The 17,990-nt window shown below is 67.6% G+C and carries 17 protein-coding genes; 10 read left to right on the top strand and 7 right to left on the bottom strand.

What is annotated here, in order from left to right:
* Positions 1-525: a gamma carbonic anhydrase family protein gene (locus AB4Z27_RS01625; RefSeq protein WP_092292639.1), complete on the bottom strand. Its 525-nt coding sequence runs from the start codon at positions 523-525 to the stop codon at positions 1-3.
* 169 nt (positions 526-694) lie between these two features.
* Between AB4Z27_RS01625 and AB4Z27_RS01620 the strand changes: the two genes are divergently transcribed.
* On the top strand, positions 695-1,561 hold the full coding sequence (locus AB4Z27_RS01620) for a ferritin-like domain-containing protein (protein WP_441643824.1): 867 nt from the start codon (positions 695-697) through the stop codon (positions 1,559-1,561).
* On the opposite strand, the gene AB4Z27_RS01615 is transcribed toward AB4Z27_RS01620, so the two are convergent.
* Entirely contained in the window at positions 1,550-3,301 is a 1,752-nt protein-coding gene (locus AB4Z27_RS01615; RefSeq protein ID WP_441592077.1) for an acyl-CoA synthetase, read from the bottom strand. The two genes, AB4Z27_RS01620 and AB4Z27_RS01615, sit on opposite strands and share 12 nt — an antisense overlap.
* Before the next feature lie 159 nt (positions 3,302-3,460).
* Here AB4Z27_RS01615 and AB4Z27_RS01610 point away from each other — a divergent pair, with 159 nt between their 5' ends.
* The gene (locus AB4Z27_RS01610) at positions 3,461-4,354 is read left to right on the top strand and encodes an alpha/beta fold hydrolase (RefSeq protein WP_092292645.1); all 894 of its coding nucleotides are present in this window, start codon (positions 3,461-3,463) and stop codon (positions 4,352-4,354) included.
* A gap of 20 nt (positions 4,355-4,374) precedes the next feature.
* Here AB4Z27_RS01610 and AB4Z27_RS01605 read toward each other — a convergent pair whose 3' ends face one another.
* Positions 4,375-5,442, bottom strand: a complete 1,068-nt coding sequence (locus AB4Z27_RS01605) for an NAD(P)/FAD-dependent oxidoreductase (protein ID WP_441643823.1) — start codon at positions 5,440-5,442, stop codon at positions 4,375-4,377.
* Between the two features lie 151 nt (positions 5,443-5,593).
* Here AB4Z27_RS01605 and AB4Z27_RS01600 point away from each other — a divergent pair, with 151 nt between their 5' ends.
* From AB4Z27_RS01600 to AB4Z27_RS01570, 7 genes are all read left to right on the top strand, one after another.
* Positions 5,594-6,439 carry a 3',5'-nucleoside bisphosphate phosphatase gene (locus AB4Z27_RS01600; RefSeq protein ID WP_441592177.1) on the top strand — a complete coding sequence of 282 codons (846 nt, stop codon included), beginning with the start codon at positions 5,594-5,596 and terminating at the stop codon, positions 6,437-6,439.
* Between the two features lie 40 nt (positions 6,440-6,479).
* Positions 6,480-7,115 (top strand): L-threonylcarbamoyladenylate synthase, encoded by a 636-nt coding sequence (locus AB4Z27_RS01595; RefSeq protein WP_441592081.1) that lies wholly within the window; start codon positions 6,480-6,482, stop codon positions 7,113-7,115.
* A 67-nt stretch (positions 7,116-7,182) separates the two neighbouring features.
* Positions 7,183-7,848, top strand: a complete 666-nt coding sequence (locus AB4Z27_RS01590) for a site-2 protease family protein (RefSeq protein WP_092292651.1) — start codon at positions 7,183-7,185, stop codon at positions 7,846-7,848.
* Positions 7,849-7,853: 5 nt separating this feature from the next.
* Positions 7,854-8,453 carry a class I SAM-dependent methyltransferase gene (locus AB4Z27_RS01585; protein WP_092292653.1) on the top strand — a complete coding sequence of 200 codons (600 nt, stop codon included), beginning with the start codon at positions 7,854-7,856 and terminating at the stop codon, positions 8,451-8,453.
* A gap of 155 nt (positions 8,454-8,608) precedes the next feature.
* Positions 8,609-9,493, top strand: a complete 885-nt coding sequence (dapA, locus tag AB4Z27_RS01580) for a 4-hydroxy-tetrahydrodipicolinate synthase (RefSeq protein ID WP_092292655.1) — start codon at positions 8,609-8,611, stop codon at positions 9,491-9,493.
* Positions 9,494-9,556: 63 nt separating this feature from the next.
* The gene (gene bamC / locus AB4Z27_RS01575; RefSeq protein WP_092292657.1) at positions 9,557-10,825 is read left to right on the top strand and encodes an outer membrane protein assembly factor BamC; all 1,269 of its coding nucleotides are present in this window, start codon (positions 9,557-9,559) and stop codon (positions 10,823-10,825) included.
* Between the two features lie 70 nt (positions 10,826-10,895).
* Complete coding sequence (locus tag AB4Z27_RS01570; RefSeq protein WP_092292659.1) at positions 10,896-11,687, top strand: MBL fold metallo-hydrolase; 792 nt, start codon at positions 10,896-10,898, stop codon at positions 11,685-11,687.
* A gap of 131 nt (positions 11,688-11,818) precedes the next feature.
* Here AB4Z27_RS01570 and AB4Z27_RS01565 read toward each other — a convergent pair whose 3' ends face one another.
* Both AB4Z27_RS01565 and AB4Z27_RS01560 read right to left on the bottom strand, forming a co-directional pair.
* Entirely contained in the window at positions 11,819-12,061 is a 243-nt protein-coding gene (locus tag AB4Z27_RS01565) for a hypothetical protein (RefSeq protein ID WP_092292661.1), read from the bottom strand.
* Between the two features lie 198 nt (positions 12,062-12,259).
* On the bottom strand, positions 12,260-13,468 hold the full coding sequence (locus AB4Z27_RS01560; protein ID WP_441643822.1) for a ribosomal protein uL16 3-hydroxylase: 1,209 nt from the start codon (positions 13,466-13,468) through the stop codon (positions 12,260-12,262).
* 11 nt (positions 13,469-13,479) lie between these two features.
* Between AB4Z27_RS01560 and AB4Z27_RS01555 the strand changes: the two genes are divergently transcribed.
* On the top strand, positions 13,480-14,010 hold the full coding sequence (locus AB4Z27_RS01555; protein ID WP_092292663.1) for an FKBP-type peptidyl-prolyl cis-trans isomerase: 531 nt from the start codon (positions 13,480-13,482) through the stop codon (positions 14,008-14,010).
* 155 nt (positions 14,011-14,165) lie between these two features.
* Here AB4Z27_RS01555 and AB4Z27_RS01550 read toward each other — a convergent pair whose 3' ends face one another.
* Together AB4Z27_RS01550 and mutS are read right to left on the bottom strand one after the other, a co-directional pair.
* Positions 14,166-15,212: a hypothetical protein gene (locus tag AB4Z27_RS01550; protein WP_369823388.1), complete on the bottom strand. Its 1,047-nt coding sequence runs from the start codon at positions 15,210-15,212 to the stop codon at positions 14,166-14,168.
* Positions 15,209-17,824: a DNA mismatch repair protein MutS gene (mutS, locus tag AB4Z27_RS01545; protein WP_092293299.1), complete on the bottom strand. Its 2,616-nt coding sequence runs from the start codon at positions 17,822-17,824 to the stop codon at positions 15,209-15,211. The genes AB4Z27_RS01550 and mutS overlap by 4 nt, the downstream gene beginning before the upstream one ends.
* Positions 17,825-17,990: the final 166 nt, after the last annotated feature.

The following is a 17,990-nucleotide window of genomic DNA, read 5'->3' as shown; positions in this document are numbered from 1 at the left end:
TCAGTCGATGCGCTTCAGGTCGGTCTTGTACATCGCCTGGCGCTTCGCGTAGGTCTCGGCGTTGCGGTAGAGGTTGGCCACGTCGGCATCGGTCAGCTCGCGCACGACCTTGGCCGGCGCGCCCAGGATCAGCGAGCGGTCCGGGAACACCTTGCCCTCGGTCACCACGGCGCCGGCGCCAACCAGGCATTCCTTGCCGATCACGGCGCGGTTCAGTACCACGGCCTGGATGCCGATCAGCGACCCTTCGCCCACGGTGCAGCCGTGCAGCATGGCCTGATGGCCGACGGACACCTTGTCGCCCAGCGTCAGCGGCGCGCCCGGATCGGTATGGAGCACGGAGCCTTCCTGGATGTTGGTGTCTTCGCCCACCACGATCGGTTCGTTGTCGCCACGGATCACCACGCCGGGCCAGGCGCTTGCGCGCGCCTTGAGCGTCACGTTGCCGATGATGGTGGCTTCGACGGCCACGTAGGCATCGCTGTGGATGGTCGGGGCGAGGTCGCCGATCTGGTAAAGCGCCATGGGGTCTCCTGGGTCCTGCCTGAGGCAGTGGGGCTGATGATGCGATCTGAGGTAATTGGGGATGGCCGCCGCGATTAAAAGAGCACTGAAGGGCGCGCGCACCCCGGCGAACCGGCGTGGTGACACGCTGCGACGCTCTACAATGGCGACTCCCCGGAATTTTACGCCTATGCCAGTCACCGCACCCGCCGCCGGACTCGATTTGCCGCATGCCCGCCTGCTACGCCACCGCGCGCTGGAAGTGCTATGCATGACCGATGCCAGGGCGAAGGCCGATGCGGCGCGGGCGCTGTTCGAGGCCGTGGTGGCCGCAGAAACGGCCGGGCAGGCCATCGGCGATACGGATACGGCACTCGCTCCCGCTGCCGGCCTGGCCTTGCCGGGCCGGCCCGCGCGCCCGGAACTGGTGCCGCCCCAGAAGGTGGAGCGCCGCCGCTCCCTGCGCACCCCGGCGGGGCGGGCGGCGATGATTCATGCCCTGTGCCATATCGAATTCAACGCGATCAACCTCGCGCTGGATGCCGCGTGGCGTTTTGCCGGCATGCCGCCGCGTTTCTATCGCGACTGGCTCCAGGTGGCGAGCGAGGAGGCCCTGCATTTCACGCTGCTGGCCGACCATCTGAGCACGCTGGGCGCCGAATATGGCGACTTCCCGGCGCATAACAGCTTGTGGGAGATGTGCGACAAGACCGCCGACGACGTGCTGGCGCGCATGGCGCTGGTGCCGCGCACGCTCGAGGCACGCGGGCTGGACGCCTCGCCGCCGGTGCGGGCGAAGCTGGCCGAGGCCGGCGACGAGGCCGCCGCCGCCATCATCGACATCATTCTGCGCGATGAAGTGGGGCACGTGGCCATCGGCAACCACTGGTATCGGTGGCTGTGCGCGCAGCGCGGGCTGGACCCCGTGCCGACCTACGCGGTGCTGTCCGAGCAGTACCGCGCGCCCCGGCTGCGCGGCCCGTTCAACCTCGAAGCCCGCCGCGCGGCGGGCTTCGACGAGGACGAACTGGCCTGGCTGGAAGCCTCAGCCGGCTGAGGTGGGCGCCGGCGCCCCCCCGGCTGCTTTCGCTTTCTCCTGCTCCTGCAGTCGCAACACCCGCCGCTGGATCTTGCCGGTGGTCGTCATCGGCAGTTGATCGATGAATTCAATCGCCTTGGGATACTCATAGGGGGCTAGCTGTCCCCGAACATGCTGCTGCAATTCGGCGATCAGCGCGGCGTCGTTGTCGAACGAGCGCGCCACGGCCGGGGTCAGTACGATGAACGCCTTGACGATGGCCCCGCGCTCGGGGTCCGGCGACGGCACCACCGCACAGTTCGACACCGCCGGGTGCTTGAGCAGGCAGTTTTCGATCTCGCTCGGCCCGATCCGATAGCCCGACGACTTGAACACGTCGTCCGCGCGGCCCTGATACCAGAGATAACCGTCCGCATCCATGCGGGCAAGGTCGCCTGTGCGGCACCAGCGCAGGCCGTCCAGCTCGGTGTACTTGCCCGCCGTGGCGGCCTCGTTCTTCCAGTAACCGAGGAAGAAGACCGGGTCCGGATGCCCGTGGATGTCGGTAGCGCAGACCGCCACCTCGCCGTCCTCGTCCGGCGCGCAGGGGCGGCCCTCGTCGTCGATCACGGCCACGCGGTGGCCCGGGTAGGGGCGGCCCATCGAGCCCGGCCGCGCCGGCCAGCCGAGGCGGTCGTCGTCATACTGCGCGGTGCAGTTGCCGACGATGTAGTTGATCTCGGTCTGGCCGAACATCTCGTTGACGATGACCCCGAGGGCGTCGCGGCACCACGAGAACACGGTCTCGCCCACGGCCTCGCCGGCACTCATGACCGCGCGCAGCTTCAGCCGGTAGCGCGTGGACGGGTCCGGGCACGCCTTCATCATCTGCTTGAGCGCAGTGGGGAACAGGAAGGTGTTGGTCACGCCATAGCGTTCGAGCAATTCGAAGGCACGTTCGGCGGAGAACCGGCCCTGATAGCCGACGATGGGCTTGCCGAAGTACAGCGCCGGCATCAGCGCATCCCACAGGCCGCCGGTCCAGGCCCAGTCGGCCGGGCTCCAGAACACGTCGTCGTCCTGCGGATACCAGTTCTGCGAGCAGACGAAGCCGGTCAGGTTGCCGATCAGCGCCCGGTGTGGCAGCAGCGCGCCTTTGGGCGGCCCGGTGGTGCCGCTGGTGTAGATCAGCACGGCGGCTTCGTCGGCCTTGGTCTGCTCGGCCGTGAAGGTAGGCAGTTGGGCGGCCAGCAGGGCGTCCCAGTCCAGGTCGCCCCGGCCCGTGGCGGCGCCGGCGCCAATCACGGTGCGCAGGGTGGGGCAGTCCGGGCGGGCGGCGAGCAGGTTGTCGATGGCGGTCTCGTCGGCAATCGCCACGCGGGTTTCGCTGTGGTCGATGCGGTACGAGAGGGCCTCCGGGCCGAACAGCATCGACAGCGGCATGGCCACGGCACCCAGCTGGTAGACCGCCATGCCGGCGATCACGGTCTCGATGCGCTGGGGCATGACGATGGCCACGCGGTCGCCCCGGCCCACGCCCAGCGCGCGCAGCGCGCGGGAGAGCCGGTTGGCCTCGGCCTGGATATGGGCGTAGGTGTAGGCGTCGCGTCGCCCATCCTCGTGCTCGGTGTAGACCGCCACGCGGTCCATGGTGGCCGGGTCTCGGGCCCAGCGGCCGCAGCAGACATCGGCCAGGTTGAAGTGCTCGGGCACGTTCCAGCGGAACGCGTCATGAAGCGCGCGATAGTCATCGCGGCGCGTAGCCGGCAAGGCGGTCATCCGGTTGTCTCCGATGTTTTTGCGGCGTCAGGCCGGGCGGATCGCTATAATCGGCCAGGCGAACGATCGTTCTATTTTTATCCAGGCTGCCGCGCGGCCCCCCATCCGCCGCGCGCCCGAGAAGACCTGGCAATACAGAGACAGAAGGGTAGAGACACCATGACCATCACGGAAACCTCGCGTTCCGAATTTATCACGCTGCGCGGCCTGCGCACGCACGTTCGCCACTGGGGCACGCCCGGCGCGCCCAAGCTGTTCATGCTGCACGGCTGGATGGATGTGGCCGCCTCGTTCCAGTTCCTCGTCGATGCGCTGGCGCGCGACTGGCACGTGATCGCCATGGACTGGCGCGGCTTCGGCGAGACCGACCTGCCGACGCGCTACCCGGGCACCACGTCCTACTGGTTCCCGGACTACGTGGCCGACCTCGAGGCGCTGCTCGATCACTACCAGCCCGAAGGGCAGGTGGATCTGGTGGGCCACAGCATGGGCGCCAACGTGGTCTGTATCTATGCGGGAGTGCGTCCGCAGCGCGTGCGGCGCGTGGTGGATCTGGAGGGCTTCGGCCTGACCCGCACCCGACCGGACCAGGCGCCGGGCCGGCTGGTGCGCTGGCTGGACGAACTGCGCGCGCAGCCGGAGCTGCGCACCTACGAGAGCGAGGCCGCCGTGGCGGCGCGCCTGCAGAAGACCAATCCGCGCCTGCCCGACGATCGCGCCGCCTTCCTGGCCGCGCACTGGTCGCGCCGCAACGCCGAGGGCCGGTGGGAGATCCTGGGCGACGCGGCCCACAAGATGACCAATCCCATGCTGTATCGGATCGACGAAATCATGGCGATCTGGGCCAAGGTGGAAGCCCCGGTGCTACACGTGGAGGCGCGGGACTCCGCCACGCTCCAGCACATCGCCCACAAGCAGCCGCTGGACGAATTCCGAGAGCGCTTCCGCGCCTTCCCGGACTTCCGCGAAGTCACGGTGGATGACGCCGGGCACATGCTCCACCACGACCAGCCGCAGGTGGTGGCGCAGCTGATCGAGGAATTTCTCGCTTGATGACGAGTCGGGATGAAGCCTCACGCGTGCTTGAGCTTCTCCTTGAGCGCGGCGTTGTTGCTGGTGTGCACGTGCACCAGCGACTTCTCCGGGAAGGCGTAGTGGTACGCCTTGCGCAGCGCGAGCGCGGCCTCATGGAAGCCGGAGAGGATCAGCTTTTGCTTGTTCGGATAGAAGCAGATGTCGCCGGCCGCGAAGATGCCGCGGCGCGAGCTTTCATAGGTGGTGGTGTCCACCATGATGCGGCCCGCGCGCATGTCCATGTCCCACTGGGCAATCGGCCCCGGCTCGGACACCAGTCCGTACAGCGCCACGAGTTCGTCGGCGGGCAGCGTCTGCTCGCCGTCGCGGGTCTTGATCGTCGCGGCGGTCAGCCGGTCGGCGTCATCGGTCTGCAGGCCGCCGAGCATACCGACGACGAAGTCCATCTCGCCGGCCGCCACTGCCGCGCGCATCGACGCCACGGTGTGGTCGGCGGCGCGGAAGCCCTCGCGCCGGTGCAGCAGCGTCACGCGCCCGGCCACCTTGCGCAGCGCGAGCGCCCAGTCGAGCGCCGAATCGCCGCCTCCGGCCACGATCACACGGCGGCCGGCAAAGCGCGAGGTGTCGCGCACGGCGTAGTGCAGGTGCCGGTCCTCGAGCGCGGCGGCCTCGGGCAGCGCCACGCGCTGCGGCGCGAAGGCCCCGGCGCCGGCGCAGACCAGCACTGCCGCCACGTCGAAACGCTTGCCGGCGTCGGTGGTCACCAGCAGGCGCGGATGGCCGTCGGCGCTGGCGTGCTCGCTGACGCTGTCGGCGCGCTGGCTGAAGTGCATCGGGAACGCGAACGGCGCGCATTGCTCCATCAGCCGGTCCACGAGGTCCTGCGCCAGGCAGCCCGGCACGGCCGGAATGTCGTAGATCGGCTTCTCGGGGTAGAGCTCGGTGCACTGGCCGCCGGCCCGGTCGAGCACGTCGATCAGCTCGCATTTGAGCCCCAGCACGCCCGCCTGGAACGCGGCGAACAGGCCGACCGGCCCGGCGCCGACGATCAGCACATCGGTCTGCGTGGTTTCTTGGGGAGCGAGCGGGGAGGGCGTGGAAGACATGATCGAGGCAGGTGCGCGGCGGGCGCCAGGTGGCGCGCGGCGCATGGGGGAGCGGAACAAGGCCCCATCATACCTTGCGTGCCTTGGGAATCCGGGCACGCCACCGTTGGCGGCAGGGCTAAAAGACCCTGCCAGGAGTAGAATGAACACCATGCAAAACCCGCACGCCATCAACGCCGATCTGCACTGCCACTCCACCGTGTCCGACGGGATGCTCGCGCCACGTGACGTGGCCGCGCGCGCCCATGCCGGTGGCGTGGCTTTCTGGGCGTTGACGGACCACGACGAGGTGGGCGGCCAGCGCGAGGCGCGCGACGCCGCCGAGGCACTCGGCATGCGCTATGTGCCTGGCGTGGAGATTTCGGTCACCTGGGCCGGCCAGACCGTGCACATCGTGGGCCTGCAGATCGATCCCTTCCATCCGGGCCTGATCGACGGCCTGGCCCGAACCCGCGACGGCCGCGCCCGGCGCGCCCAGGATATCGGCGAGGCGCTGGCCAAGGTCGGCATCCACGATGCCTACGCCGGCGCGCTGCGCCATGTCGGCAATCCTGACCTGATCTCGCGCACCCATTTTGCGCGTTGGCTGGTGGATGAAGGCTATTGCGCGACCATCAGCGACGTATTCAGCGAATATCTGTCCGATGGCCGCCCCGGCTTCGTGCCGCACCGCTGGTCGAAGCTGTCCGAGGCGATCGGCTGGATCCGTGACGCCGGCGGCGTCGCTGTGATGGCCCACCCGGGCCGCTACAACTACACGGCCACCCAGCACGACGCGCTGTTCGACGAATTCACCCAACTGGGGGGCCGCGCCGTGGAGGTCGTGACCGGCAGCCACACGCCCGACCAGTTCCGCCGCTATGCCGATGTGGCGCGCCACTACGGCCTGTTGGCCTCGCGCGGGTCGGATTTCCATGGTCCCGGCGAGGGCCGGGTCGATATCGGCACGCTGCCGCCGCTGCCATCGGACGTTACCCCGGTCTGGCACGACTGGTAGCCGTCCGCCCGCCCCGCCTTCCGCCCCCGACGATCCCTGAATGTCCCAGTACTTCGAGATTCACCCGGTCAACCCGCAGCTGCGCCTGATCAAGCAAGCCGCGCAGATCCTGCGCCAGGGCGGGCTGATTGCGCTGCCGACGGACTCCAGCTACGCGCTGGCCTGCCCGCTCGACGACAAGACGGCCGTGGAGCGCCTGCGCCGGCTGCGCGGCATCGACGACAAGCACCATCTGACCCTGATGTGCAGCGACCTGTCCGAGTTGGGCAACTTCGCGCGCGTGGATAACCGCCAGTACCGCTGGATCAAGGGCGCCACGCCGGGGCCGTACGTGTTCATCCTCGAGGCGACCAAGGAAGTGCCGCGCCGGCTGTCGCACCCAGCCCGCAAGACCATCGGCGTGCGCGTGCCCGACCATGCTGTGCCGCTGGCGCTGCTGGCCGAACTGGGCCAGCCGATGATCTCGGCCACGCTCCAGATGCCCGGCGATGACGAACCCATGAACGATCCGGCCGAAATCCGCGCCCGGCTGGAGAAACAGCTCGACCTGGTGGTGGACGGCGGCCCGGCGCCGGCGCAGCCGACCACCGTGATCGACCTGAGCGGCGGCGAGCCGGAACTGGTGCGGCTGGGCCGGGGCGATGTGGAACGCTTCGGGCTGTCCGCCACGCTTTGAAAATCGGCCACGCTTTGACACAAACCGGACAGCCTGCGGGCGCCATTGCACGGATAGAATAGGGCACATGGATTCCTCGCTCATCCAGACCGTTGCGGTCTACGCCCTGCCAGTCTTGTTCGCCATCACGCTGCATGAGGCCGCCCACGGCTATGTGGCGCGCTTTTTCGGCGACGACACGGCCTACCGGCTCGGCCGCGTCAGCCTGAACCCGATCCGGCATATCGACCCGATCGGCACGGTGGCGGTGCCGCTGCTGCTGTATTTCCTGACCGCCGGGCAGTTCGTGTTCGGCTTCGCCAAGCCGGTTCCGGTAGTGTTCGGCCACCTGCGCAACCCGCGCTGGCATGGCATGTGGGTGGCCCTGGCCGGCCCGGCCAGCAATCTCGTGCAGGCGTTCATCTGGGCGCTGGTGGTGATCGGGCTGGCCTGGGCGCAGGTCCAGGAGCCGTTCTGGGGCCAGATGGCGCGCGCCGGGGTAATCGTCAACGTGGTCGTGGCCGCCTTCAACCTGTTTCCGATCCCGCCGCTGGACGGGGGACGCGTGCTGACCGCCTTCCTGCCGCAGCGCGTGGCGGCGGCCGTCAGCCGCATCGAGCCGTATGGCATCTTCGTGGTGCTGGCGCTGGTGGCGGCGGGCGTGATCACGCGGGTCTGGATGCAGCCGGTGATGAGTCTGCTGCTGTCGGTGGTCGAGCTGATGCTCCGGCCGATCATCCTCCTGCTGCAATAAGCGCCATGACGCTCGCGCACGCGCCACTGGGCGCGCCTTCGTCGTGGGTGACCCGCTGGGCCCACCTGATCCGGCCGGGCGGCCGCGTGCTCGATCTCGCCTGTGGCAGCGGGCGCCACGCGGCCTGGCTGGCGGGGCAGGGGTTTGACGTGCTGGCCGTGGATCGCGACGCCGAGGCCGTGGCGGGGCTGCCCGCCGGCGTGGTGGGCCGGGTGGCCGATCTCGAGCAGGACGGCTGGCCGCTGGGGGACGTGACTGACGGGGCGGACGGGGCGCCGCTGGACGCCATCGTGGTCACCAACTACCTACACCGCCCCCTCTGGCCGCACCTGCTGGCGGCGCTGGCGCCTGCCGGGGTGCTGATCTATGAAACATTTGCAATTGGTAACGAAACCGTCGGCAAGCCGTCCCGGCCCGACTTCCTGCTGAAATCGGGCGAATTGCTCGACATGGCGCGCGGAACCCTCCGCGTGGTGGGGTACGAGGACGGGGTGGTAGAAGTGCCGAAAACGGCGTTCGTCCAGCGGATTTGTGCCGTGCGCGAGTCCACGGGCGGCGCGCCGGGCACCGCGCCACCGCGCTACAGGCTGCCGGCGCGGCCCTAGGCTGGCCGGTCGGGCGGTGCGCCCGGCCCGTGTCAGCGCGCAGGGCGCTTCACACGTTGAAAATCCTGATGTTTCCCCTCACCCCGGGGGAGTCCGGAGCGGCTGACGGTTCCGGTACAATCCCGGATATTCGATTTCCCGAGTTTCCTTAAGCTATGACACAGATTACCGGCAGCATCGTGGCCATCGTCACCCCGATGCATGAGGATGGCAGCCTGGATTACCCCGCGCTGCGCACCCTCATCGACTGGCATGCGGCAGAAGGCACCGATGGCATCGTGATTGTGGGCACCACGGGCGAGTCTCCGACCGTCAACGTGGAAGAGCATTGCGAACTGATCCGCGTGGCCGTGGAGCAGTCCAACAAGCGCGTCCCGATCATCGCCGGTACGGGCGGCAATTCCACCAAGGAAGCCATCGAGCTGACCGCCTTCGCCAAGAAGGTCGGTGCCGATGCGTCGCTCCAGGTGGTGCCGTACTACAACAAGCCGACGCAGGAAGGCATCTACCGCCATTTCCGCACGATCGCGGAAGCGGTGGAGCTGCCGGTGCTGCTGTATAACGTGCCGGGCCGTACCGTGGCCGATATGACCAACGACACCATCCTGCGCCTGGCGCAGGTGCCGGGCATCGTCGGCGTGAAGGAGGCCACGGGCAACATCGACCGGGCCGCGCAGCTGATCAAGGATGCGCCGGAACACTTCGCGATCTACAGCGGCGACGACCCCACCGCGGTGGCGCTGATCCTGCTGGGCGGCCACGGCAATATCTCCGTGACGGCCAACGTGGCGCCGCGCAAGATGCACGAGATGTGCGTGGCGGCGCGTAACGGCGATGTGGTGACCGCACGCCGGCTGCATATGGAAATGATCGAGCTGAACCGCGCGATGTTCGTCGAGGCCAACCCGATTCCCGTCAAGTGGGCGCTGCAACAGATGGGCAAGATGGCCGGCGGCATCCGCCTGCCGCTGACCCCGCTGGCCGAAGCGCAGCACGAGACCGTGCGCCGCGCGCTGGCCAACGCCGGCCTGCTCGCCTGACCTTAACCTTACCGGCTGAACCTTGGCGTATCGCCGCCTTCTTGAAACCAGGATTACGTGTCAATGAAACAGAAGCTTAACCGTCGCGGCGCGACGCAAGTCCGCCGTGCCGCCATGGTCGCGCCCGTGCTGGCCCTGACCCTGATCGCCGGCTGCAGCAGCATCAATGAGGCCATGCAGCCGGACAAGATCGACTACAAGTCCCAGGGCAAGAAGACGGCATCGCTGGACATTCCGCCGGACCTGACCAAGCTCGACGGCGAGCGCCGCTACACGGTGCCCGATGCCTCTGGCACGTCCACGCTCTCGAACTACACCCAGGCCAACGCCGGGCGTGCCCGCGAGGCCAGCCCGACCGACAACGTGCTGCCGGGCGCCCAGGGCGTGCGCATGGAACGCGACGGCAACCAGCGCTGGCTCGTGATCAGCAACGGCATGCGTGCCGACCAGCTCTGGCAGACCCTGCGCGGCTTCTGGCAGGAGAGCGGCTTCCTGTTGGTGCAGGACTCGCCCGAGACCGGCATCATGGAAACGGACTGGGCTGAGAACCGCGCCAAGATCCCGCAGGACATCATCCGCAACACCATTGGCAAGGTGTTCGACGGCCTGTACTCGACGTCCGAGCGCGACAAGTTCCGCACGCGCGTGGAGCGGTCGCAGAACGGCCAGCTCGAGGTGTTCATCAGCCATCGCGGTGCGCAGGAACAGCTGACCGGTGTGGACAAGACCAGCACGGTCTGGACGCCGCGCCCGGCCGATCCTGAGCTGGAAGCCGAATTCCTGTCCCGCCTGGCCCAGCGCCTGGGCGTGCAGAAGGAGCAGGCCGACCGCATGGCCAAGAACCCGACGCCGGCCGGCATCGGCACGAATGACGCGGCCGCCAATGCCGCCACGCCAGCGGTGGGCACCGCCGCCGCCACTGGCATCGGCGCCGCTGCAGCCACCGGCGCACCGTCGGCCGACGGCAGCAAGTCGTTTATGTCGCAAGTCAATGGCACGCCGGCGCTGCAATTGCCGGAGCCGTTCGATCGCGCCTGGCGCTCGGTCGGCCTTTCGCTGGATCGCGTGAACTTCACGGTGGAAGATCGTGACCGTGCCCAGGGCCTGTACTACGTGCGCTATGTGGATCCGCGTACCAGCGTGGACGATCGCGGCTTCTTCTCGAAGCTGTTCACGAAGGCGAACGACGGCAAGACGGCCAAGAAGTACCGCGTGGCGCTCAAGGGCAACGGCACGGGCACCACGGTCACCGTGCTGAACGAGGCCGGCCAGCCGGAGAACACCGAAATCGGCAAGAAGATCCTGTCGCTGCTGGACGAGCAACTGCACTGATGGGTCTTTGTCGCAGTCAGACGGTCCCGACGGCTCCTGCCGTCGGGAGCCATCCCGAGCGAGCGCATCGATGATGCGCTTTGCTTTTTTGGGCAGTGGCAGCGAAGGCAACTCGCTGCTGATCGAGGCCGTCGATGGCACCACGGTGACCCGTGTGCTGCTCGACTGCGGGTTCGGCATCCGTGAGACCGCGCGCCGGCTCGAGCGGCTCGGCGTCACGCCGGGCCAGCTCGACGCGGTACTGGTCACGCATGAGCATGGCGACCACGTGGGTTCGGCCTACGCGTTCGCCGCGCGCCACAAGCTTCCGGTTCATACCAGTCACGGCACCTGGCTCGCCACCGCGCACATGCGCGGCGCCGATGTGGCCGATGTGCGCGTGTGCTGCGCCGACCACGCGTTCTCGGTGGGCGGCTTGCAGATTCTGCCGTACACGGTTCCGCACGATGCCCGCGAGCCGCTTCAGTTCGTGCTGACCGATGGCAACGCGCGGCTTGGCGTGCTAACCGATGCCGGCATGGAGACCCCCTACGTCACAGCGCGGCTCGCTGGCGTGGATGCGCTGGTTCTGGAGTGCAACCATGACCGCGAGATGCTGCGGAATTCGGCTTATCCGTATTCGTTGAAACGGCGTATCGGCGGGGATTTCGGGCACCTGGCCAATGAAGTGGCGGCGGCGATCCTGTCGCGGGTGGCGCATGGCGGGCTGTCACGCGTGGTGGCCGCTCATTTGAGTCAACAGAACAACACGCGCGCGCTGGCCTCGGGGGCACTTGCGGCCGTGCTTGGGGTGGCGCCGGAGGAGATCCTGATTGCAGATCAGGAGGAGGGGCTGGGATGGCAACCGGTCCGCGGCATGTGATTCAAGATTATCTGAGGCCGGAACGGTGCTGAAGCCGAGATGATGCGCCGGACTACCGGGCGCGCCGCGAGTAAATCGCGGGCAATAAAAAAGCCGACCCGAAGGTCGGCTTTTTTATCGGAGTAATCCGATTACTGCTTGGCAGCCGGGGCCGAAGCGTCAGCGGCCGGAGCCGATGCGTCAGCAGCCGGGGCAGCGGCCGGAGCCGATGCGTCAGCAGCCGGAGCAGCGGCCGGAGCCGATGCGTCAGCGGCGGGAGCCGTGGCAGCCGGAGCAGCCGTGTCAGCGGCCGGAGCGGCAGCTTCTTCCTTCTTGCCACAAGCGGCCAGGGCAACAGCTGCCAGCAGGGATGCGATCAGGAGAGACTTCTTCATTTTTCGTCCTTTAACTTTTAATTACTGAAAACAGGCGATGAATAATTACCGGTAATTATCGCTCTTGAACTGCAAATTTGAGGCTCTCCCGGGTGCCGACAATGCAGTGGTACACAGTACTAGCCAGCGGGCGATTATATCCGCGTTTCCCCTGCTTGTGTACAGTCGAAATTTGCTGGTTCTCTTTGTTACGCATTATTACACGCGTACAGGCGCAATCTGCAACCAGCCTTCCAGCGTCCAGTCGTGGAAGGTATCCATCAAGTCGGGCAGCGCGGCGCACGCAGTGACCTCCGCAGCGGTCAGATGACGGTGGTCCGCGAGCCGACGCAGCCATTTCGCCAGCGATGCCGGCGGTTCGTAGGCCTCGCCGTTGAGGAAGAAATGCGTACGGTCATAGAGCGCAATGGAACCCGGAGCAAGGACTACGCCATGCGCCTGGGCCAGCTTCGTGTACTTGCGCAGTGGAATTTCCTCGACCTCGGCGAACATCACCGATTGCTTCGGCTCGGAGAGGTGCGAGCCGAGGAACTCGGACACCATGGCGCTGTTCCATTTCATCGCCTGGAGCCGCTCGGCCACTGCGCGGCCCAGCCCGGCCGGCATCTGCGCGGGATGCGCCGTCGCGGTCTCGTCGGCGTCGGCGTAGCGGCCGTCGAGGCCCTCGTTGCCTTCCACCGTTTCCGATAGCCACGCGAGGAAATGGCCGGCCAGCTCCCGGTAGGCAGGGGCGCGGAAGCCGATAGAAGCGGTCATGCACTCGCCCTCGGCCACCCCGTCGTGCGCGTACTGCGGCGGCAGGTACAGCATGTCGCCGGGTTCCAGCACCCATTCCTCCTCGGCCGTGAAGTCCGACAGGATCTTCAGCGGCATGTCGGGAATCAGGTCGAGCTTGGTTTGTGACGAAATGCGCCAGCGGCGTCGGCCCGATACTTGCAACAGGAAGACATCATAGGAATCGAAGTGCGGACCCACGCCGCCGCCGTCCGTGGCGTAGCTGATCATCACATCGTCGAGCCGCGCGTCGGGCACGAAGCGGAACTGGCTCATCAGGTCGGCCGCGGCCTGGTCGTGCAGGTTGACGCCCTGCACCAGCAGCGTCCACTTGGTGGCCTTGCGCGAAGGGAGGTTGTCCTCGGCAAACGGGCCGTGCTCGAGCTTCCAACGGTTGCGAAAGTACGACACCAGGCGCGACTCCACGTCCTCGCGGTCGGCCAGGTCAAAAAGCGCTTCACGCGACACAGGCGGCACGATTCCGGGCACTGCCTGTCGAATCAGCAAAGGTTTGCGGTGCCAGATCTCGCGCATGAACACGGCGGGTGTCATGCCCCCAAGCAGCGTGAGCGGCGCGTCGGGATCGATGGGGCCCGCAGGCAAGGCCTGCGCGTATAATGCGGAATCGCTCATGGAGTCAAGAATTGAAAATCGCTAAGAACACGGTGGTGTCCGTGGTGTACAAGCTGTCGGACACGCAGGGCAATCTGATCGAAGAGTCGGATGAGCCCATGGTCTATTTGCACGGCGGGTATGATGGCACGTTCCCGAAGATCGAGGAAGCGCTGGACGGCCACGACGCCGGCTTTGAGACCCAGCTGCAGCTGGAACCCGATGAGGCCTTCGGCGACTACGATGCCGACCTCGTGAAGGTGGAGCCGCGCAATCGCTTTCCGGAGCCGCTGGAAGTCGGCATGCAGTTCGAGGGCGTGCCCGAGGACGGCGACGACGAAGACTCCATCATCTACACGATCACTGACGTGGCCGAAGACAAGGTGGTGCTGGACGGCAACCATCCGCTCGCCGGCATGGCACTGCGTTTCTGGCTGAAAGTGTCGGAAGTGCGCGAGGCGACCAGCGATGAAGTCGAGCACGGCCACGCCCACGGTGCCTCGGGCATCGAAGTGGTGGATGAGGACGAGGACGGCGACGACAGCCCTCGCACGCTCCACTGATCTTCCCAAACAATTGAGCGATGCGTGAGCCCGTCCGCAAGGCGGGCCGCAGTGCTGCGATGGGGTCGTCGCAGGACAACGAAGAAGCCGGCAATTGCCGGCTTTTTCTTTGGGTTTTCGGGCTCGCAGTTCCTTTAATTCCCCGCCGTTTCCGGCTAGTTGCCCTTCACCCCGTCGCGCAGCTTCACCTGGAACACCGCCCGCGAGCCCGGCGACACCGTCAACTCGGTCCAGCGGGAGGGCGATCCCACCGGCAGGGCCACGCGCGTGACATTGGCTATGGACTTGCCCGCCGCGTCCCGCAGCGGCTTGTCCACGCTGAAACCGCTGTCGCTCGCATGGACGAGTAGGACCTGGCCCTTGTACTTGCCGGCCAGTTCGCGCAACTGGCGCTTGAACTCCAGATAGCCATCACGCGCGCCGCGTCGCAGGAAGCCATCGAACAGGGTCGGCTTGCCACGCTTCTCCCAGCCATTGCCGAACATTGGATCGGCATGGCCGACCACCACCACGCCGTCGAGGTCACGCTGCTCGGCCACCGAGAACGCGCGGGAGAGCCACTGCCGATTGGCCTCGCGCCGGTCCTCGAACTCGCCGTTGCGGCCGCCCTCGGTACGATAGTGGTTGTTGTCGCCCGGCAGGTTCATGCCGACGATCAGCACGTTGCCCAGTACCATGCGGGCGTTTTCCCGGTAGCTGCGGAACGTGGCCTGGTCCGACTGGCGCGTAACCGGCAGCGTACGGCGCCCCAGCGTGGCGTCCACCGGGAAGTACAGTTCGCGCAGCCGGTTCAACCGTTCCACCGCGTCGAACTCGCCGTTCACCGGCTTCTGGCATTCGGCCCAGTCGTTCTCGCCCGGCACATAGAGCAGCGGTAGTGGCGCGTCGTCGAGCACGCGCTGGCGCACGTTCAGCACGGCATCGCCACACGACTCGGTATCGCCCTTGATGCCGCCGGCATGGACGATCAGCGCCACCTGCTGGGTCGACATCAGATCGAATAATGCGGCCGTGTCGGCCTCGGCCGCCGGCCATTGCGGCACATCGGCGATCAGCGCGATGCGCACGGGCTGCACCGCTGCCGGCGGGGGTGGCGCGACGCGCCCGGTCCGGGCCGCGTGGGCGAGCCCGGGCCCGGCACATGCCGTCCAGCAAACCGCGGCCACCGCCATGTGCCGCCAGACCCGCCGATGTGCCGTCATACGGAGGGCTTGCTCTCCGCCAGCGCCTTGAGCCGGTACAGCGCATCGAGCGCGTCGCGCGGCGTCAGGCTGTCGGGGTCGATGTCAGCCAGCGCGTCGAGCGCCTCCAGGGCGGCCGCATCGACCGGCAACGCTGCGGCCCCGCCTTCCCCGTCCGCCTCCTCATCTTCGTCCGGCGGCGCAGCGGGCGCGGCGAACAGGTCGAGTTGCGGCGTGGGGGTGGCATCGGCGGACTGCTGTTCCAGCCAGGCCAGATGCTTGCGCGCGGCGCGGATCACCGGCTGCGGCACGCCGGCCAGTTGGGCGACCTGCAGGCCATAGCTCTGGCTCGCCGGGCCGTCCTGCACGGCGTGCAGGAACACGATGCCGTCGCCATGTTCCACGGCGGACAGGTGCACGTTGGCCGCCTGCGCGAACTCCTGCGGCAGCTGCGTCAGCTCGAAATAGTGGGTGGCGAACAGCGTGTGGCTGCGGTTGTGCGAGAGCAGGTGGCGGGCGATGGCCCAGGCGAGCGCCAGCCCGTCGAACGTCGAGGTGCCCCGGCCAATCTCGTCCATCAGCACAAGGCTGGACGGCGTGGCGTGGTGCAGGATGCCCGCCGCCTCGGTCATTTCCACCATGAACGTGGAACGGCCGCCGGCAAGATCGTCTGCTGCGCCAATCCGCGTGAAGATGCGGTCGACCGGACCGATCACGGCGCGCCGCGCCGGTACCCAGGCGCCCACACATGCCAGCAGCACGATCAGCGCGGTCTGGCGCATGAACGTCGACTTACCGCCCATGTTCGGGCCGGTGATCAGCAGCAGCTTGCGCGCCTCGGTCAACTGGCAGTCGTTGGGGATGAACTCGGTCGAATCGGCGGCTAGCTGGCCCTCGACCACCGGGTGGCGGCCTTGCACGATGTCGATCACGTTCTCGCTCACGCGCTCGGGCTGGACCCAGTCGAGCGTGCGGGCCCGTTCGGCCAGTGCTGCCAGCACATCGAGCCGCCCCAGCCCGCCCGCCACGCGTTGCAGGGCGGAGATATGCGGCAGCAGGGCCTGGAGCAGCGCTTCGTAGAGAACCTTCTCACGCGCCAGCGCGCGGTCCTGTGCGGACAGCGCCTTGTCCTCGAAGGACTTCAGCTCTGGCGTGATGTAGCGCTCGGCGTTCTTGAGCGTCTGGCGCCGGCGGTAGTCGTCGGGCACCTTGTCCGCCTGGCCGTTCGTCACCTCTATATAGAAGCCATGCACGCGGTTGTACTCCACGCGCAGGTTGGCGATGCCCGTACGGGAGCGCTCGCGTGCCTCGAGGTCGATCAGGAACTGGCCGCAGTTCTCGGAAATGTCTCGTAGTTCGTCCAGATCGGCATCGTAGCCGCGCGCAATCACGCCGCCGTCGCGCAGCACCGTGGACGGTTCCTCGGCGACGGCTCGCACCAGCAGGCCGAGGCAGTCTTCCGGGATTTCGAGGTCGTCGAGGGTCTGCGCCAGCAGCGGGGCGTCGTCGGCCAGCGTCACGGTGGCGCGCACGTCGGGCAGCGCGCGCAGGGTGTCGCGCAGCGACGACAGGTCGCGGGGCCGCGCCGTCAGCAGGGCGAGCCGGGACGTGATGCGCTCGACGTCAGCCAGCCGGCGCAGGTTGGTGCGCAGGGCGTCCGGGTCCTGGGCGATCAGCGCGCCGATGGCCTGCTGGCGCGCACGCGGCAGCGCGGGGTCGCGCAGCGGGTGATGGAGCCAGTGGCGCAGCGCGCGGCTGCCCATCGCCGTGGCGCAGGTGTCGAGCAGCGAGAACAGCGTCGGCGATTCGCCGCCGCGCAGCGTTTCCGTCAGTTCCAGGTTGCGCCGCGTGGCCGAATCGAGGCCCACGAATTCCGATTCGCGTTCGACGGTCACGCCCTGTACATGCCGTAGCGACTGGCCCTGGGTGGCCGCCGCGTAATTCAGCAGCGCGCCGGCCGCGCCAAGCGCCGCGCCGAGGCCCGCGCAGCCGAACGGTTCCAGACTTGCCACGCCAATCTGCTCGCGCAGCCGGCGCGTGCCGGCATCCTGGTCGAAATGCCACTCCGGCAGCCGGGTACGCGCGCAGGTCAGCGCCGGCAGGTCGATGCCATCGGCAAACAGCAGTTCGGCGGGGCGGATCCGTTCGAGTTCGCGGCCCAGTTGTGCCGCCTCGCACTCCATCAGCCGCAGTTCGCCGCTGGCGAGGTTCAGCCAGGCGAGGCCGGTCTTGCTGATGCCGCGCCGTGTGGTCTGCTGGTGCACGGCCATCAGGAACGTGTCGACCTTGTCCGGCAGCAGCGCGGCGTCGGTCAGCGTGCCCGGCGTGACGATGCGGACCACCTTGCGCTCCACCGGGCCCTTGCTCGTGGCCGGATCGCCGATCTGCTCGCAGATCGCCACCGATTCGCCCAGCTTGACGAGCTTGATCAGGTACTGGTCGACCGAATGGAACGGGATACCGGCCATGCGGATGGGCACGCCGCCGGACTGTCCGCGCGACGTCAACGTGATGTCCAGCAACCGCGCGGCTTTCTCCGCGTCGTCATGGAACAGCTCGTAGAAGTCCCCCATCCGGTAGAACAGCAGCGTGTCCGGATGATCCGCCTTGATGCGGAGGTACTGGATCATCATCGGCGTGTGCTTCTCGGGCGCGCCGCGCTTCGCGGTGGACTTGGTGTCCGGCGCGGCGGTGGTGTCTCCAGGCGCCGCCTCGGCGGACGTGTCTGGCGTGGCAGGCACGTCAGGGGTGGGGCCGAGGGCGTCCCCGGCATCACGATCGGCGGAAAGGGCTTCTACG

The sequence above is a fragment of the Cupriavidus sp. KB_39 genome (assembly GCF_052114485.1).
Lineage (GTDB): Bacteria > Pseudomonadota > Gammaproteobacteria > Burkholderiales > Burkholderiaceae > Cupriavidus.
This window is presented reverse-complemented; position numbering and strand designations above follow the sequence as displayed.

What these genes read in the sequence shown, in the direction of transcription:
- AB4Z27_RS01625 (WP_092292639.1), bottom strand. Translation starts at nt 525, where the DNA reads ATGGCGCTTTACCAGATCGGCGACCTCGCCCCGACCATCCACAGCGAT.
- AB4Z27_RS01620 (WP_441643824.1), top strand. Translation starts at nt 695, where the DNA reads ATGCCAGTCACCGCACCCGCCGCCGGACTCGATTTGCCGCATGCCCGC.
- AB4Z27_RS01615 (WP_441592077.1), bottom strand. Translation starts at nt 3,301, where the DNA reads ATGACCGCCTTGCCGGCTACGCGCCGCGATGACTATCGCGCGCTTCAT.
- AB4Z27_RS01610 (WP_092292645.1), top strand. Translation starts at nt 3,461, where the DNA reads ATGACCATCACGGAAACCTCGCGTTCCGAATTTATCACGCTGCGCGGC.
- AB4Z27_RS01605 (WP_441643823.1), bottom strand. Translation starts at nt 5,442, where the DNA reads ATGTCTTCCACGCCCTCCCCGCTCGCTCCCCAAGAAACCACGCAGACC.
- AB4Z27_RS01600 (WP_441592177.1), top strand. Translation starts at nt 5,594, where the DNA reads ATGCAAAACCCGCACGCCATCAACGCCGATCTGCACTGCCACTCCACC.
- AB4Z27_RS01595 (WP_441592081.1), top strand. Translation starts at nt 6,480, where the DNA reads ATGTCCCAGTACTTCGAGATTCACCCGGTCAACCCGCAGCTGCGCCTG.
- AB4Z27_RS01590 (WP_092292651.1), top strand. Translation starts at nt 7,183, where the DNA reads ATGGATTCCTCGCTCATCCAGACCGTTGCGGTCTACGCCCTGCCAGTC.
- AB4Z27_RS01585 (WP_092292653.1), top strand. Translation starts at nt 7,854, where the DNA reads ATGACGCTCGCGCACGCGCCACTGGGCGCGCCTTCGTCGTGGGTGACC.
- dapA (WP_092292655.1), top strand. Translation starts at nt 8,609, where the DNA reads ATGACACAGATTACCGGCAGCATCGTGGCCATCGTCACCCCGATGCAT.
- bamC (WP_092292657.1), top strand. Translation starts at nt 9,557, where the DNA reads ATGAAACAGAAGCTTAACCGTCGCGGCGCGACGCAAGTCCGCCGTGCC.
- AB4Z27_RS01570 (WP_092292659.1), top strand. Translation starts at nt 10,896, where the DNA reads ATGATGCGCTTTGCTTTTTTGGGCAGTGGCAGCGAAGGCAACTCGCTG.
- AB4Z27_RS01565 (WP_092292661.1), bottom strand. Translation starts at nt 12,061, where the DNA reads ATGAAGAAGTCTCTCCTGATCGCATCCCTGCTGGCAGCTGTTGCCCTG.
- AB4Z27_RS01560 (WP_441643822.1), bottom strand. Translation starts at nt 13,468, where the DNA reads ATGAGCGATTCCGCATTATACGCGCAGGCCTTGCCTGCGGGCCCCATC.
- AB4Z27_RS01550 (WP_369823388.1), bottom strand. Translation starts at nt 15,212, where the DNA reads ATGACGGCACATCGGCGGGTCTGGCGGCACATGGCGGTGGCCGCGGTT.
- mutS (WP_092293299.1), bottom strand. Translation starts at nt 17,824, where the DNA reads ATGATGATCCAGTACCTCCGCATCAAGGCGGATCATCCGGACACGCTG.